General features: G+C 37.2%; 14 protein-coding genes. 9 read left to right on the top strand and 5 right to left on the bottom strand.

Translation table 11 applies throughout. The annotated features are described in order from the left end of the window. Window positions 1-8: 8 nt before the first annotated feature. On the top strand, window positions 9-650 hold the full coding sequence (locus tag EZ449_RS02420; protein ID WP_131556352.1) for a GIN domain-containing protein: 642 nt from the start codon (window positions 9-11) through the stop codon (window positions 648-650). A 71-nt stretch (window positions 651-721) separates the two neighbouring features. Here the strand turns inward: EZ449_RS02420 and EZ449_RS02415 are convergent, their stop codons facing one another. After that, the gene (locus EZ449_RS02415) at window positions 722-1,438 is read right to left on the bottom strand and encodes a 3-ketoacyl-ACP reductase (RefSeq protein WP_131556351.1); all 717 of its coding nucleotides are present in this window, start codon (window positions 1,436-1,438) and stop codon (window positions 722-724) included. An 85-nt stretch (window positions 1,439-1,523) separates the two neighbouring features. Next, window positions 1,524-3,065, bottom strand: a complete 1,542-nt coding sequence (gene amaB, locus EZ449_RS02410) for an L-piperidine-6-carboxylate dehydrogenase (protein ID WP_131556350.1) — start codon at window positions 3,063-3,065, stop codon at window positions 1,524-1,526. 123 nt (window positions 3,066-3,188) lie between these two features. On the opposite strand from amaB, the gene EZ449_RS02405 reads away from it, so the two are divergent. The 8 genes from EZ449_RS02405 to EZ449_RS02370 all read left to right on the top strand — a co-directional run bounded on the left by EZ449_RS02405 (window position 3,189) and on the right by EZ449_RS02370 (window position 12,680). Beyond that, window positions 3,189-5,699 (top strand): M1 family metallopeptidase, encoded by a 2,511-nt coding sequence (locus tag EZ449_RS02405; RefSeq protein WP_131556349.1) that lies wholly within the window; start codon window positions 3,189-3,191, stop codon window positions 5,697-5,699. Window positions 5,700-6,346: 647 nt separating this feature from the next. Continuing rightward, the gene (locus tag EZ449_RS02400) at window positions 6,347-7,750 is read left to right on the top strand and encodes a tetratricopeptide repeat protein (protein WP_131556348.1); all 1,404 of its coding nucleotides are present in this window, start codon (window positions 6,347-6,349) and stop codon (window positions 7,748-7,750) included. A 60-nt stretch (window positions 7,751-7,810) separates the two neighbouring features. Further along, entirely contained in the window at window positions 7,811-8,578 is a 768-nt protein-coding gene (locus EZ449_RS02395) for a phosphosulfolactate synthase (RefSeq protein ID WP_131556347.1), read from the top strand. Between the two features lie 117 nt (window positions 8,579-8,695). After that, on the top strand, window positions 8,696-9,439 hold the full coding sequence (locus EZ449_RS02390; protein WP_131556346.1) for a shikimate dehydrogenase family protein: 744 nt from the start codon (window positions 8,696-8,698) through the stop codon (window positions 9,437-9,439). Between the two features lie 248 nt (window positions 9,440-9,687). Further along, window positions 9,688-10,275, top strand: coding sequence for a gliding motility lipoprotein GldD (gene gldD, locus EZ449_RS02385; protein WP_131556345.1), 588 nt, complete (start codon window positions 9,688-9,690; stop codon window positions 10,273-10,275). A gap of 64 nt (window positions 10,276-10,339) precedes the next feature. Then, window positions 10,340-10,978 carry an MBL fold metallo-hydrolase gene (locus EZ449_RS02380; RefSeq protein WP_131556344.1) on the top strand — a complete coding sequence of 213 codons (639 nt, stop codon included), beginning with the start codon at window positions 10,340-10,342 and terminating at the stop codon, window positions 10,976-10,978. A gap of 90 nt (window positions 10,979-11,068) precedes the next feature. Continuing rightward, window positions 11,069-12,295, top strand: a complete 1,227-nt coding sequence (locus EZ449_RS02375; RefSeq protein ID WP_225872206.1) for an ABC transporter permease — start codon at window positions 11,069-11,071, stop codon at window positions 12,293-12,295. Window position 12,296: 1 nt separating this feature from the next. After that, complete coding sequence (locus tag EZ449_RS02370) at window positions 12,297-12,680, top strand: hypothetical protein (protein ID WP_131556343.1); 384 nt, start codon at window positions 12,297-12,299, stop codon at window positions 12,678-12,680. A gap of 4 nt (window positions 12,681-12,684) precedes the next feature. On the opposite strand, the gene EZ449_RS02365 is transcribed toward EZ449_RS02370, so the two are convergent. The 3 genes from EZ449_RS02365 to xylA all read right to left on the bottom strand — a co-directional run bounded on the left by EZ449_RS02365 (window position 12,685) and on the right by xylA (window position 16,446). Beyond that, window positions 12,685-13,059: a VOC family protein gene (locus tag EZ449_RS02365; protein ID WP_131556342.1), complete on the bottom strand. Its 375-nt coding sequence runs from the start codon at window positions 13,057-13,059 to the stop codon at window positions 12,685-12,687. 170 nt (window positions 13,060-13,229) lie between these two features. After that, window positions 13,230-14,906 carry a sodium/sugar symporter gene (locus EZ449_RS02360; RefSeq protein WP_131556341.1) on the bottom strand — a complete coding sequence of 559 codons (1,677 nt, stop codon included), beginning with the start codon at window positions 14,904-14,906 and terminating at the stop codon, window positions 13,230-13,232. 208 nt (window positions 14,907-15,114) lie between these two features. Next, complete coding sequence (xylA, locus tag EZ449_RS02355; RefSeq protein WP_131556340.1) at window positions 15,115-16,446, bottom strand: xylose isomerase; 1,332 nt, start codon at window positions 16,444-16,446, stop codon at window positions 15,115-15,117. Between the last annotated feature and the right edge of the window lie 14 nt (window positions 16,447-16,460).

Below are 16,460 nucleotides of genomic sequence, written 5' to 3'. Positions count from 1 at the left end.
TTAAGATCATGAAAAATTCTATCAAAAATTTATTCGCAGCAGCATTAGTAATGGTTACTTTAAGCAGCGCAACAGCAGTAGCAAATGCATCAGAAAACAATGCAAGCTATACCACTTTAACTCAAGTTAAAAACATCAATAAAATTGTAGTTAGTGGAAATGTTAAACTTATCTTGGTTCAAGATGCAAAGGAAAGTGTTGAGGTTTATAATGCCTACTACGCCAAAAATGCTTTGGTGCAACAACAAGGTTCGGAGCTTCGCATCAGTTCTTATGATAAAAACACTTTAACAGTAATTGCTCACGTGAATAATATCTCAAATATAGAAGCTTCAAATACCGCAACCGTTACAACAGCTGGAAACTTTAATCTTTTAAACTTAAACGTGGTTTTGAACGATCAAGCATCAGCAGATATTAAAGCAAATACAGTTAATTTATTTGCCAGTGTAAACGATTCTGCAAGCTTAAATTTAGCTGGAACAACAGAAAGCCACACCGCTATAGTGGGAAGTCAATCTAAAATGAAAATGGGTGATTTCACTGCTAAAGAAAGCAACATTAAAACTGCTGCCAAAACAGTTTTAGCTAGCAATAATAAATCTCGTTACGATGATTTAAACTCCGACTTATTAGAGAAACTTTTCTAATAATCCACTATATATCTTTCCTAATTCATATAGAGTTACCAACTTTTAAAAAGTTAGTAACTCTTTTTTATTTATGGATTGGTCGACCAAAGGCCGGCATCTTTTACAAAAACCCTACGGCTTAATTTTAATTGAGAAACAATCAAATCTGCCAAATCTTCGGGTTGCATTACCTTATCAGGATTACCATCCGTCAATTTTAATTCGATTGCCATATCGGTGGCCGTAGTGCTTGGTGTTAGTGAAGTAACGCGAATATTGTGTTTGCGCATTTCCTGCATCAACGAGGTTGATAAAGCAATTAAGCCCGCTTTTGATGCAGAATATGCACTGGTTACCGCCGCAGGACTAAGCGCCGAAGAACTCGAAATGTTAATAATATCACCTGTTTGTTTTTCGATCATTTGCGGCACAACCGCTCGAGTAACATAATACGGTCCGAGGAGATTAATCTTGATAATTTCTTCCCAAGATGCTGGTTCCATCTCTAAAAACTTGGCAAACTTCCCTATACCTGCATTATTAATTAAAATGTCTATAAAGCCAAGTTCTGCCTGAACAGTTGCAACGGCTTTATTTACCGATTCAATATCGCTCACATCAACAGTAGTTACCGAAATTTTAACATTAAATTGCTTGAGTTCTTCTGCAAGTTTTTCTAAATCGCTTTGTGTTCTGGCCACCAAACCAACATTTACGCCCTCTTTTGCCAAAGCAATGGCGATTGCCTTTCCAATACCTTTACCTGCACCTGTGATGAGTGCGTTTTTTCCTGATATATTTTCCATTGTTTGCTATTACTTTTACCACAAAGACACGGAGGACACAAAGAACGATCTTGGGGTACTTTGTGTGTTTGTGGTTGTTAATTTCTTACAAATCAAACTTTATTCCTTGCGCCAATGGCAAGGTGTTCGAATAATTAATCGTGTTGGTTTGCCTGCGCATGTATGCTCTCCAAGCATCAGAACCACTTTCTCTACCGCCACCGGTTTCTTTCTCGCCACCAAAAGCACCACCAATCTCTGCTCCAGATGTACCGATATTTACGTTGGCGATGCCACAATCAGAACCTTTTACAGATAAGAAATGCTCTGCTTCTCTCAAATTCAAAGTCATGATTGCTGATGATAAACCTTGAGGGACACCGTTTTGCAAAGCGATGGCTTCTTCCAAAGTTTTGTATTTGATTAGATATAAAATTGGTGCAAAAGTTTCATGCTGTACAATTGCAAATTCATTTTTAACCTCGGCAATGCAGGGTTTAACATAACATCCGCTTGAATATTCATCGCCAGATAAAACGCCACCCTCAACCACAAAATTTCCGCCCTCAGCCTTACATTTTTCTATGGAATCTAAGTAAGCCGCAACTGCATCTTGATCAATCAGTGGCCCAACATGGTTGTTTTGATCCAATGGATCGCCAATACCCAGCTGACCATAAGCCTTAACCAATTTTGCAGTAAATGCATCATAAACATTTTCATGAATAATCAATCTTCTGGTCGATGTACAACGTTGTCCGGCGGTACCAACAGCACCAAAAACAGCACCGATTAAGCTCATATCTAAATCTGCATGTTCTGAAATGATGATGGCATTATTTCCACCCAATTCTAACAAGCTTTTTCCTAAACGAGCACCAACTGCGGCACCTACAGCCTTACCCATTCGGGTAGATCCTGTTGCAGAAATTAAAGCAACCCGACTGTCATTCGTCATCAATTCTCCAACTGTTCTGTCGCCTAAAATTAAATTACAAACCCCTTCGGCAACATCGTTGGCTTTAAAAACCGTTGCAATAATATGCTGACAAGCAATTGCTGTTAAAGGTGTTTTCTCAGATGGTTTCCAAATGCAAACATTTCCACAAACCAGAGCCAATGCAGTATTCCAAGCCCAAACCGCAACCGGGAAATTAAAGGCAGAAATAATGCCTACAATTCCTAACGGATGCCATTGCTCGTACATTCGGTGGTTTGGACGTTCGCTGTGCATCGTTAAACCGTAAAGCTGTCGAGATAATCCCACGGCAAAATCGCAGATATCGATCATTTCCTGCACTTCACCAAAACCCTCTTGCAAGCTTTTGCCCATCTCATAAGAAACCAAAGTGCCAAGAGCATCTTTATTTTCACGCAAAGCATCACCAAACTGACGAACAATATCGCCTCTTTTTGGTGCAGGAATCGTGCGCCATTCTGTAAAAGCAGCTTGTGCTTTCGCGATTACATGATCGTAATCTGAAGCGCTTGCAACTTTGGTGGCAGCTATTAATTTTCCATCAACAGGCGAAAAACTTTCTAACCTTTCGGAGTTCAATTCGCCACCCCAAACGCTACCTGTACTAAAAGCCGCATTGATTGCCTTTACCCCTAATTTATTTAAAATGGATTGAATATCTGTGTTCATATATCTAACGATTTACACAAAAAAACAAAAAATTAACAGAAAGCAGGTTACATTTGGGTCTTTACTTTATCACAATTCTCAATATGTTGTTTTAAAGTTATCTGGCTTATTAAATCTTAAAAAATGAATAAAAAATTTCTGACTTGTAGCTTGGTTGTGGCAGCTGTTTTTACAGCAAGCACAATTTTTGCTCAAGAAAAAATCGAGGAAAAATCTCCTAATCTTTCTGTTTATCACGTCACTGCGCCAAAAATAAACGACCTTATTCATACCAAGCTCGATGTATCTTTTGATTATGCAAAGCGATATTTGTATGGCAAGGAATGGGTTACCTTAAAGCCTCATTTTTACGCTACAGACTCCTTAACCTTGGATGCGCAAGGGATGGATATAAAAACTGTTGCTTTGGTTGGCGTAAAGGGAAATACGCCTTTGAAATATGTTTACAACGATAATAAGTTGTACATCACCCTAAATAAAAAATATACTAACACAGAAAAATATACCGTTTATATTGCTTACACGGCAAAGCCGGATGAATTGAAAGTAAAGGGCAGCGCTGCGATAACCGATGCAAAAGGCTTGTATTTTATTAATCCAGATGGAACGGATAAAAACAAACCGACACAAATTTGGACTCAAGGTGAAACCGAATCTTCATCGGCTTGGTTTCCAACAATAGACAAACCAGATCAGAAAACAACCGAAGAAATTTCGATGACGGTTCAGTCGAAATATACCACCCTTTCTAACGGAAAATTGATCAGTCAGAAAGCCAATGCCAACGGAACCAGAACCGATACTTGGAAAATGGATTTACCACATTCGCCATATTTATTTATGATGGCGGTTGGCGATTTCAAGATCACTAAAGATACTTACAAAGGCAAGGAAGTAAATTATTATCTAGAGCCGAAATTTGCACCTTATGCCAAACAAATTTTTGGCAAAACACCAGATATGATTAAATTCTACAGTGATCTTTTAGGTGTTGATTATCCTTGGAACAAATATTCGCAAGTGGTTGCCAGAGATTACGTTTCTGGAGCAATGGAAAATACCACAGCTACTTTACATGGCGAGCAAGTTCAAAAAACAGATCGTGAATTGTTAGATGGAAACGAAGAGGGCGTAATTGCTCACGAGCTTTTTCACCAATGGTTTGGCGATTATGTTACGGCAGAATCATGGTCTAACATTACCATGAACGAATCTTTTGCCACTTTTGGTGAAGTGGTTTGGCATGGCCATGATGCAGGAAAAGATGCTGAAGATAAATCTCGTTTCGAGAAATTGCAATCCTATATCAGCTCTACAAAAAATGGCGAAAGTCCGATTTTAGCTCGTTTTTATTATAACGACAAAGAAGATTTATTTGATAACATCAGCTATGCAAAAGGATCGGTTATTTTATATGCGATGAAAAACCAAATGGGCGATGCTGCATTTTATAAAGGTTTGAACAAGTATTTAGCCACTAACGCTTTTAAAAACGGCGAAACTCACCAATTGCGTTTGGCCATGGAAGAAGTTACGGGTCAAGATTGGAGTCCGTATTTTAACCAATGGTATTACAGTGGTGGGCATCCGATTCTAGCTGTTGATTATGGTTACGAAAACGGAAAGGCAATCATAAAAGTAAAACAAACTCAAGATTCAAGTGTACAAACTTTTATCCTACCGGTTAAGGTTGATATCTATGCTGGCGGGAAGAAAATTAGTAAGGAAATATTAATCAATAGTCGCGAGCAGCGTTTTAGTTTTGATGTAGCGCCTAAGCCAGATTTAATCGATTTTGATGTAGATAAAATTATTGTTGGTGAAACGAATGACAATAAAACGGCAGAGAATTATTATTTCCAATATAAGAATGCGCCAAGTTACGCGAATAGAATTGAGGCTTTACAATTCATTATGCAAAGTAAGGCAAAGAGCGGTCAGCAGGTTTTATTAGATGGATTAAAAGATAAATCGGGAGATTTGCGTGCTTTAAGTATTGAGGGTTTAAACCTCGAAGATGCTCAAATCAAAGCTGCGGCTTTACCGGTTTTATTTCAATTGGCAAAAACTGATAAGGATACAGAAGTGAGGTCTGCTGCAATTTCTAAGTTGGCAGAAACTGGCGATCAAACTTATAAAACATTGTTAATGGATGGTGTTAAAGATAGATCGTATAAAGTAATTGCTGCCTCTGTTGCTGGATTAACTAAACTTGCGCCACAAGATGGTTTAACAGCGCTTTCTGGTTTGGATCAAGATACGAAAGATCATATTGCTTCATCTATTGCAGAGCTTTATATTAGCGACCCGAAAGATGAGCATCAAGCATTTTATGAAAATATTATGGTTAACGGTGATAGGAATAAAATCTTTTCTGTTATCGGTCAATATTTTCAATATTTAAGAGCGAATACAAATCCATCAATTACAGAAAAAGGCATTAAAAATATTAGCGATGCAATTGAAAGATTGAAGTTGCAGTCTTTTTTAAATAAGCAATTATCGAGCGCTTACACGGCGACTGCCCAAGGTAAATCTAAACAGGCATCGTCTGCAAGTGGAACGGTTAAGACAAACTTAAATAAGCAAGCCGAAATATTCACAAAAGCAGCAGCAGATTTAGGAAAGGAATAAAGGTTCAGTTATAATATTGAGGGCATCACGGATTTATAATTTGTGGTGCCTTTTTTATGGATGGTGATAAAGACACAAAACGTTCCTACGGAACGAAAAAAGATGACCAATTGTTTTTTTACCCATGAGTCGTCCCGCTGGGACGAGAGTATAAATAAATGTGATAAGATTGTGCACCAAGTTTGGGAAGATGCTCATTCCATGGTCTGTGGCTCACAGACCATTAGTGCTATTTTGATCAAAGCACAAAAAGAAGTTAAATTTCCAATTCGTCCCATCGGGACGATTAATGGGTAGCAAAAATAATTTATTTTGGCAATTCGTTGATTGGGAACGTTTCATGATAGGATAATTGCCAAGAAATAATCGTAACAAGCTCTATAATGGCTAATCTTTTCATGACTTCTTAATTACGTTACTAATATAAATTTATATTATTTTTGTAAAAGGAGGGAAAAGGAACCGCGGTGTTGAAAAAATCATCTGATTATCCACAGGTAATATTCACAACAATAAGCTTTATATTCAGGTATTTACATCGTTATTAACAGTTGATGTTAATAATTTTTTTAAAAACGAATAATATAATATTGTAAACTTATAATGTGTTTTCTGCTTATTTGCACGGTTCTTTAATTTTATAAGATATGGAAGAAGAATTCTTTTTTGAATCCAATGAAGACGCACAACGCTCTGTAGAACGTTATGAAGAGATGCTCCGTAATCAGGATCAATATTTCTTCGATGCTGGCGCATTCGAATACATTGTAGATTTTTACATCGAGAAAAATGATCCAGTTAAGGCTTTACAGGTGGTTGATTTTGCCGTTAGCCAACATCCTTACGCAACGGTTTTTCTAATAAAACAGGCTCATCTTTACATTTTAACCAACAACAATGAACAAGCTTTTATATCACTTCAAAAGGCAGAATTGTTGGAGCCATCAGAACCAGATATTTATTTATTGAGGGGAAATATTTTTCAAAATACCGAGCGTTTTAGCGAGGCCCTGGAAAATTATGAGAAAGCATTGGGATTGGCAGAAACAACTGATGAAGTTTTATTACAGATGGCTTATGTTTACCAAAGCATGTCTGATTATGAAAGTGCCATCACCTACATTAAGTTAAGTTTAGAACAGAATATGGAAAACCAAGACGGCTTGTATGAGTTGGCTTTCTGTTATGATGTTTTGGACAAGCAAGAGGAAAGCATCAAATTTTATCAGCAATACATCGATACTGATCCTTACTCTTATGCGGCTTGGTATAACTTGGGCAATAGTTTTCATAAATTAAATCTTTTTGAGAAAGCTATCGATGCTTATGATTATGCTATTCTAATTAAGGAGGATTTCAGCTCTGCATACTTCAATAAAGGAAATGCCTTGGTGCAACTAGATAAGTATGATGAGGCCATCGAGGTGTACAAACATACTTTTGAGTACGAGCAACCAAATGCCGATACTTATTGTGCTATTGGAGAATGTTATGAGAAGTTGGAGAAAATGGATGAGGCACGTTCTTACTATAAAAAGTCGGTAAAAATGGACCCTAAAATGGGTGATGCCTGGTTTGGGATTGGCGTAACCTTAAACCATGAGGAACGTTATTTTGAATCCTTACATTTTTATAAAAAGGCAATTGATCTAGAGGCTGAAAATCCTGATTTCTGGTTCGCTATGGCCGATGCTTATTACAAGCTAGGGCAAATTGATGAATCGATTGAAGCTTACGAGAAAGTTTTGGAATACAATCCGCTAGATATTGAAGCTTGGTTGGATTTTAGTACAGTGCTTTACGAGCAGGGAAAACTGCTAGAGGCATCAGAAACTATGGCCGAAGCCATTAAGAATAATCCCGAAGCTGCAGAATTGTATTACCGAATGGTTGCTTATCTGTTTGCCTTGGGAAGTCATGCCGATGCACTTGGTTATTTGGAAACGGCTTTAACAACTGATCCAGAAAAGCATTATATATTATTCGAATATTTGCCGCAGTTGCAAGATAACAGCGCCATTATCAACGTTATAAACAAATATATTAGGTAAGAGCCTTGTGAGAAAAATTTAACAAATAATTCTCAAAATTTTTTTCACTTTTGTACCCATATGAATTACCCATTATTAAACGTTCCTGAACGTCCAGCTAAACCACGCCAAAGCGGTTATACCATGGTTATGGATAAGGGATTAAGCCTACGCCAGGTTGAAGATTTTATTGAAGTTGCTGGCGTATATACAGACATCGTAAAATTAGGTTGGGCAACATCACACGTTACCCCAAATCTTAAAGAAAAATTAGCCTTATATAAAAGTGCAGGCATTCCAACTTATTTTGGTGGAACCTTATTTGAAGCATTCATTATACGTAACCAATTTTCCGATTACCAACGCATTTTAGACCAATACGGAATGGAATATGCTGAAGTTTCTGATGGGTCTATCGAGATTGAACACGACTTAAAGTGTGGTTTTATTAGAGAGTTATCTAAACAGGTAACTGTAATTTCTGAAGTTGGAAGTAAGGATGCAGCGAAAATTTTCGCTCCTTATAAATGGATCAAATTAATGAAAGCCGAGATCGAAGCTGGTTCTTGGAAAGTAATTGCCGAGGCTCGTGAAGGTGGAAATGTTGGTATTTACCGTGGCAGTGGAGAAGTTCGCGAGGGATTAGTTGATGAAATTTTAACACAAATACCAGAAGAAACCATTATTTGGGAAGCTCCACAAAAGGAACAACAAGTTTGGTTTATCAAATTAATTGGAACCAATGTAAATCTTGGTAACATTGCGCCTGCTGAAGTTATTCCTTTAGAAACCATTCGTTTAGGTTTACGTGGAGATACTTTTGATTATTTCCTGAATCAATCTAAATAAATTACATCGTCATTGCGAGACACGAAGCAATCTATTCTTGTAGATAATTCAATCACGTTGTGGTTACTTCATGTCTCACAAAAGGCGGCTTCATCGTAGAGATGATTAATACTTGCTATGAAAACTTACGGCTTAATTGGATATCCCTTATCTCATTCTTTCTCTAAAAAATATTTTACCGAAAAGTTTTTAAATGAGGGAATAGCTGATCATCAATATGAGCTTTTTCCAATAGAAGATGTTAAATCGCTTCCTGATTTATTAATCGAAAACCCATCTCTTTGTGGCTTAAACGTAACTATTCCGCATAAGGTTAATGTACTTTGTTACTTAAATGAGATAGAAGAAGCTGCAGAAAAGATTGGGGCGGTTAATTGCATCTCGATAAAAAGCCTTGATGGTGAAAACTATTTAAAGGGTTACAATACCGATGCTTATGGATTTGAGGTATCTTTAACACCACTCCTGACAGACCAAAATATAAAAGCTTTGGTTTTTGGCGATGGCGGTGCGGCAAAAGCCGTTAAATATGTGCTGGAGAAATTAAATATCGAATATCAAGTAGTTGTTCGCAAGGCGATAAACGGGGCTATCTTATATTCGGAGGTAACCCCAGAGATTTTGGTGTCGCATAAATTGTTAATCAACACAACACCCTTGGGTATGTCGCCAAATGTTGATACCTTTCCTGAAATAGATTACTCCCAAATTGGCAAGGAACATTTAGCTTACGATTTGGTTTACAATCCATTAGAAACAGTATTTTTAGCTAAAGCGGCTCAACATGGTGCAGCAATTAAAAATGGACTAGAAATGCTCTACAAACAAGCTGAAAAAGCTTGGGAGATATGGAATAAATAAAATAATAAGTCGTTATTAGCCTAAGTTTGACTGATAGAGAATAATAAAAATAACTTTTTAAGATTTGATAGCGTTAACGATAGAAGCGGCATCTCCGGATTTTCATAGGGAATATAGCGGAGAGCGTGTTAAACCGAGGCTTTGCTGAGCTCATTGATGCCAAAAAACAGAAACTTATCAATAAACGCCCAATATTAATTTACACACAGTTTTAACCGAACGAAGATTAGCAATAATACAAAGTGATTATGAAATTAAAACAGCTCATCATTCTTTCCTTTGTTTTGCTTATCAGCTTTACAGCTTGTCAAAATCACGATTATAGTCCGAAACCAAAAGCCTACTTCCGTATTGAATTTCCAAAGAAAGAATATGTTTCCTTTAATAAACCCGTTCCTTTCAGCTTCGATTATCCAACTTATGCATTTGTAGAACAAGATAAAAGTCGTGATGCAGCAAAGGATTGGTATAACTTACATTTCAAACAATTTAATGGTTTTTTGCATTTAACCTATTATGATATTTCTGGCAAAGGAGAATATGATGAAATGGTTGAAGATGCGAGAAAGCTTGCTTTCAAGCACACCATTAAGGCAAGTGCCATCGATCAAAAACTCATTAATTATCCCGATAGGAAAGTTTATGGAGTTTATTACGCCATTGAAGGTAATACGGCTTCGTCAGTCCAGTTTTTTTTAACAGATAGTACCAAGCATTATTTTAGGGGCGCACTTTATTTCAACGAACGGCCACAATACGATTCAATAGCTCCTGTAATAAATTTCATCAAAAAGGATATCGATACTTTGATTGCTACCTTTAAATGGAAAAACTAAATCGCCGAAAATTTATTTTTTAATTCATCAATCTTAATGCTTTTGCATTATTTCATCTAAAATTATGATTACCGTAAAAATATTTACATTCAACGCTTATAGCGAAAATACCTACGTACTCTACGATGAAACAAAAGAGTGTGTAATTGTCGATCCAGGTATGTATGAGGGTTTCGAGCAAAATGAACTTGCTGCTTTTATTAAGCAAGAAAACTTAAAACCTGTTATACTATTGAATACGCACTGCCATATCGATCATGTTTTTGGTAATAAGTTCATTTTTGATACCTACGGATTAAAGCCTCAGTTTCATGCAGGTGAATTACCGGTTTTAAATGCAGTACCTAGTTATGCGCCGTCTATGGGATTTACGCATTATGAGGTTTCTCCGCTGCCCGATACCTTTCTACCAGAAACTGGAACAATAACTTTTGGCAATAGTACATTAGATTTAATTTTTGCGCCAGGCCATTCGCCAGCCCATTTATGTTTTTACAGTAAGGCCGACAATATTTTAATCGGCGGTGATGTACTGTTTCGAGGAAGCATTGGCCGCTCTGATTTGCCCGGTGGGAATCATGAGCAACTAATTCAAAACATTTCAGATAAGCTATTTGTCTTACCAGATGAAACCACAGTTTATCCCGGCCATGGACCAGAAACAACTATCGGTTTTGAAAAACAGCATAATCCGTTTTTTTAAATGTAAAACCTAAGATGGATATGTGAAAAGGGTTTACAACATTTCGCCCTTTGCCATTAAAGCCTCAACCTTTTAATTATCTTTACCATCGTGAATACGTCGTTCTATATCGCTAAAAGGTATTTGTTTGCCAAGAAATCAACAAATGCCATTAACCTAATCTCCGGAATATCTATGGTTGGGGTAATGGTTGGTAGTGCGGCATTAATTATTATTCTTTCGGTATTTAACGGATTGGAAACCGTGGTTTTGGGTATGTTCGATACCATTACTCCGCAAATTCAAATTACACCAGCAAAGGGAAAAACCTTTGATCCCAATACTGCCTATTTTTCTTCACTTAGGCAAAATAAGGATGTTTATGCGTTCTCCGAAGTGCTACAAGAAAATGCCTTGCTTAAGTATAACGACAAACAGGCCGTTGGAATGGTTAAGGGCGTAAGTCCCGATTACCTCAAAAACGCAAAATTAGATAGCACCATTAAAGAAGGTAGGTTTGTGCTTCATAATAAAAGCGGCGATAATGCAGTAATCGGTACCGGCTTACAGAGTTATCTCGCGGTAAATACATTAGACCCTTTTACTGAGCTAGAAATTTATTCTCCAAAGAAAACCATGGCAGTAAACTCATTAAATCCAACTGATGATTTTATTGTAAAAAGCATTCGGGTTAGCGGTGTTTTTGAGGTTCAGCAGGAATTTGATAGCGGTATAATCGTTCCCCTTTCCTTTGCGAGAGAACTGCTCGATGAAAGTAAAAATGTTTCCTCCATCGAAATAGATTTTAATCCACAGGTAGATATAGACCAATATAAAGAAGACATTGCCGAAAAATTGGGAAAGGATTATGTTGTTCAAAATCGGGCCGAGCAAAATAGTTCCTTGCACCACATTTTCAATTCAGAAAAAAGCATGGTATATATCATTCTAACTTTCATTTTAATAATTGCTATATTTAATGTGGTCGGCTCGTTAACTATGTTGGTAATTGATAAGGTTAAGGATATCGCTATTCTGAGCAGCCTCGGTGCTGGTAGAAAATTAATTAAGCGGATATTTTTATTAGAAGGAATGATGATTACGATGTCGGGCTGTGTGCTCGGCTTGGTCATTGGCCTCCTTTTTTATTATGTGCAACACACGTATGGCTTAATTAAAATGGGCGAAGGAACACTGGTAAGTTCTTACCCAATTGGATTAAAATGGAAAGATTTCATTTTAGTTTTTGTAACCGTTGGAATATTCTCATTTTTGGCATCCGCTTTGTCATCAAACTTAAGTGTTAAGAAGATAGATCAAATTAATCAAACTATATAAGATGAAATTATTTAAACAAGCATTTGTATTTGTTGTGCTCCTTGGCGTGGCTGCTACCGCTTGTAATAGAACGGATAAAGCCGAGGGAGAGAAAAGTAATTTTAAAACCGTTAAAGGTCTGTATAGTTTCGGTCCGGAGATGAAATCTTTTACCCTTTGTGAGGATGGCAGGGAATATTGGGTAACCGATAGCGTAAAGAATTTAGAGCTTCAATACAGTAATTTGGGCTTTGAAAAACCTTATGAGCCTGTTTATGTAGAGTTACAGGGTTACTTTGCTAAATCTGACACGGCAACCGTATCTGCCGATTTCGATTCGACATTAGTGGTTACCAAAGTGCTTAAAATTAGCAAGGAAATTCCCGATGGACCTTGTGCACAATAATCTATCATTCTCCAGGAACCGTTACCCACCATGTATTTCCCCAAGCATCGGTAAAACCAGCGCTTAAACCATATTCTCTTTCATCAGGTTCTTGAGCAGATGTTGCACCATTGGCCATTGCCTTATCGTAAAATGCCATTGCCCTAGGTGAGAAGATAAACATGCCTGCAGGAAAAGGAGGATAATCATCACTGGCATCGGTAAACATAATCGTTCCCTTATCAATTGTTGCTTCTGCATGCATAATCGTTCCGTCTGCTCTGGGAACAACTAATTTTATGTCAGCATCAAAAACTTCTTTTATAAATTCGATAAATTTCGCTGCATCCTTAACTACAAGGTATGGCATGATTGGCTGGTAATATTCAGGTGCTTTCATGGTTTTAATTCGAATTAATATTAAATGAGCGCTAATCGTAAAAGATGCTGAACCAATTTCAGCATGACGAAAACGTTTAAACTCTTAAATTAAAATTACGAATTCTATTGAACAAAAAAAGCTTTCCGGTTTCCCAGAAAGCTTTAAATAATATTGATAATCAAAAGATTCTACCAGTAAATACCGTAAAGTGCTACTAATAATCCGATGATAATTAATGCACCAACAGCAAAACCTGTGGTGGTCTTAAACATTTTAGAATCGATCTCCAATCCTTTTGGATTAACACCATTTCTATTTTCGAACAAGCTAATAATCACCATACCGATAATACAGAAAACAAACACAAAGCCCATTCTATCTAAGAACGGAATTTCATAAATGCCAGCTGCAGTTTTCACTGAGAAGCCCATTCCCGATAACCACGATAGATCTGTCATTCCTGGAAGGAACTTTAATAAAAGCGATAAGCCGAAACCACCAATGGTTGCAAAAAGCGCTGCGTTTGATGTTGCTCTTTTCCAAAAGAAACCTAAAATAAACATAGCGAAGATACCTGGTGATACAAAGCCTGTATATTCTTGAATGTACTGGAAACCACCTTTTTTATCGATACCCAAGTGAGGTGCAATCACAACACCTAAAATCATGGCAACTACCACGGCAATTTTACCTGTGTTTACCAAGTTCTTTTCAGAAGCATCAACCTTTAATACTTTTTTATAAATATCAAGAGTAAATATGGTTGCTATACTATTCGCTTTACCAGCTAATGAGGCTACTACGGCTGCGGTTAAAGCTGCAAATGATAATCCCTTTAATCCTGCTGGTAATAAGTTTAACAATACCGGATAGGCACGATCTGGATTAACAGATCCATCTTGCAACATTTCCGACTGAAAAGCACCATCTTTATAAAGTACGTAAGCTGCAATACCGGGAAGTACCACAATAATCGGCATTAATAATTTCAAGAATGCGGCGAAGAGAATACCACTACGAGCGGTTTTTAAATCTGCGCCTAAAGCACGTTGTGTGATGTATTGGTTACAACCCCAGTAATTTAAGTTCACAATCCACATCCCGCCAACAAGAACACTTAGGCCCGGCAAGTCGATATAATTCTCATTTTCAGGTTTTAAGATCATGTGAAAATGCTCTGATGCTTTTGAGGTCATCAAACTATATCCCTCGAAAATACCCGATGTTCCATAATGTGTAGAAACCAGATTTAATGCTAAATAAGTTGTTGCTAAACCACCTAATATTAAAAAGAATACCTGTATAACATCTGTATAACCAATCACTTTCATTCCACCAAGTGTAATAATGATTGCAAAAGCTGCAATGGCGTACATACATAAATCGAGGTTGAAGCCGGAAATACTACTTACGGCTAAAGCACCCAAATAAAGGATAGACGTTAAGTTTACAACCACATAAAGTAACAACCAAAACACCGCCATAATCATCGCAACTGTTCCATTGTAACGTTGATGAAGGAATTGTGGCATGGTGGCAATTTTGTTCTTCAGGTAAACCGGAATGAAGAAAACGGCAACGATAACCAACGTAAGTGCAGCCATCCATTCATAAGTTGCAATGGCAAGTCCCATCTTAAATCCCGATCCACTCATGCCAATAAACTGCTCGGCAGAGATGTTGGATGCGATTAATGACGCACCAATTGCCCACCATGTAAGTGAGCCTTCTGCCAAGAAATAGTCTTTTGAGCCAGTAGAGGCGGATTTTTTCTTATTGTAGATGTACAGCCCGTAAGCAGCTACAATAACGAAGTAGATTGCAAATACAATGTAATCCTTCGTGTCCAGTAAGTTTTGTTTCATTAATGTCTTAAGTGTTATTTGGTTTAGAAATCTAAATGTAATAAAATCATAAATTAATATTCACTTTTTTTTAAATTAAAAAGTGTTAAAACGACGTTTATTATTTTAGATCTTACTCGAAATCAGAAATTAAATAGAGTTTGGTTTGATAATGATAAAATAGAGGTGCGTAAACCAACGCACCTCCAAATAAAATTTTCAGAAGGTATTAAATATATCTGTTGATGATATTCTCAAGGTATTCTTGCTTTCCACTACGCGTTTCTGGCTCGCCATTTTCTGCCGCGTAGTTTCTTAAGTCTTCCAAGGTTAATTTGCCATGCTCAAATTCGGCACCTTTGCCACTATCGAAAGAAGAATAACGATCTGTTCTTACTTTTTTGTAATCTGATTTTTGTAGAATGGCATCTGCAGTAACCAAAGCCCTTGCAAAAATATCCATTCCGCCAACATGTGCATAAAATAAATCAGCTTGATCAGTAGAATTACGACGGATCTTAGCATCGAAATTAACACCTCCACCTTGTAAGCCACCGCCCTCTAAAATTACCAACATCGATTCTGTTAGTTCGTTAATATCATTTGGAAATTGATCGGTATCCCAGCCATTTTGATAGTCACCACGATTTGCATCGATTGATCCCAATAGGCCATTATCAACTGCCACTTGTAATTCATGTTGGAAAGTATGGCCAGCCAAGGTTGCGTGGTTTACCTCTAAGTTTAATTTAAAATCCTGTAATAAATCATATTCCTGCAAAAAGCTTTTTACTGTAGCAGCATCATAATCATACTGATGTTTCGATGGCTCACATGGTTTTGGTTCAATAAAGAAAGTTCCTTTAAAACCTTGACTACGAGCATAATCTTTAGCCGTATGTAAAAATTTCGCCAAGTGCTCTTGCTCACGTTTCATGTTAGTATTCAGTAAGCTCATGTAACCTTCTCTTCCACCCCAAAACACATAGTTTTCGCCCCCTAATGCAATTGTAGCATCCAAAGCTGCCTTAACTTGTGCAGCACCGTGTGCCAAAACATGAAAATCAGGGTTGGTAGAAGCGCCATTCATATAACGTTTATGGCTGAATAAATTTGCAGTTCCCCAAAGTAGTTTTACGCCACTATCTGCTTGTTTTTGCTTTGCATACTCTACTAAAGCCTGTAATCTGCGCTCGTTTTCAACTACATTATCGCCATAATCAACCACATCCACATCGTGGAAACAATAATAAGGCAACTGCATTTTTGTAATGAATTCGAAAGCTGCGTCCATTTTGTCTTTCGCTCTTTCTACGGCATCCTTTTTTTCATCCCACGGGAAAATATGCGTTGCTCCACCAAAAGGATCTGCACCATTTCCATTAAATGAATGCCAATATGCACATGCAAATTTAAAATGCTCGTTCATGGTTTTGCCAGCAACTACCTTGTTGGCATCGTACCACCTAAATGCTAATGGATTATCGCTTTCTAAGCCCTCAAATTGAATTTGATCTATACCTTTGAAAAATTCCTTTGCTCCTGTTACTACTTTTGTCATTGTGTTTTTGGTTA

The sequence above is a fragment of the Pedobacter frigidisoli genome, from assembly GCF_004331675.1.
Taxonomy (GTDB): Bacteria; Bacteroidota; Bacteroidia; order Sphingobacteriales; family Sphingobacteriaceae; genus Pedobacter; species Pedobacter frigidisoli.
The sequence above is the reverse complement of the archived record's forward strand: the minus strand, read 5'-3'. Positions and strand labels throughout refer to the sequence as shown.

What these genes read in the sequence shown, in the direction of transcription:
- EZ449_RS02405 (WP_131556349.1), top strand. Translation starts at nt 3,189, where the DNA reads ATGAATAAAAAATTTCTGACTTGTAGCTTGGTTGTGGCAGCTGTTTTT.
- amaB (WP_131556350.1), bottom strand. Translation starts at nt 3,065, where the DNA reads ATGAACACAGATATTCAATCCATTTTAAATAAATTAGGGGTAAAGGCA.
- EZ449_RS02360 (WP_131556341.1), bottom strand. Translation starts at nt 14,906, where the DNA reads ATGAAACAAAACTTACTGGACACGAAGGATTACATTGTATTTGCAATC.
- gldD (WP_131556345.1), top strand. Translation starts at nt 9,688, where the DNA reads ATGAAATTAAAACAGCTCATCATTCTTTCCTTTGTTTTGCTTATCAGC.
- xylA (WP_131556340.1), bottom strand. Translation starts at nt 16,446, where the DNA reads ATGACAAAAGTAGTAACAGGAGCAAAGGAATTTTTCAAAGGTATAGAT.
- EZ449_RS02380 (WP_131556344.1), top strand. Translation starts at nt 10,340, where the DNA reads ATGATTACCGTAAAAATATTTACATTCAACGCTTATAGCGAAAATACC.
- EZ449_RS02365 (WP_131556342.1), bottom strand. Translation starts at nt 13,059, where the DNA reads ATGAAAGCACCTGAATATTACCAGCCAATCATGCCATACCTTGTAGTT.
- EZ449_RS02390 (WP_131556346.1), top strand. Translation starts at nt 8,696, where the DNA reads ATGAAAACTTACGGCTTAATTGGATATCCCTTATCTCATTCTTTCTCT.
- EZ449_RS02420 (WP_131556352.1), top strand. Translation starts at nt 9, where the DNA reads ATGAAAAATTCTATCAAAAATTTATTCGCAGCAGCATTAGTAATGGTT.
- EZ449_RS02400 (WP_131556348.1), top strand. Translation starts at nt 6,347, where the DNA reads ATGGAAGAAGAATTCTTTTTTGAATCCAATGAAGACGCACAACGCTCT.
- EZ449_RS02415 (WP_131556351.1), bottom strand. Translation starts at nt 1,438, where the DNA reads ATGGAAAATATATCAGGAAAAAACGCACTCATCACAGGTGCAGGTAAA.
- EZ449_RS02370 (WP_131556343.1), top strand. Translation starts at nt 12,297, where the DNA reads ATGAAATTATTTAAACAAGCATTTGTATTTGTTGTGCTCCTTGGCGTG.
- EZ449_RS02395 (WP_131556347.1), top strand. Translation starts at nt 7,811, where the DNA reads ATGAATTACCCATTATTAAACGTTCCTGAACGTCCAGCTAAACCACGC.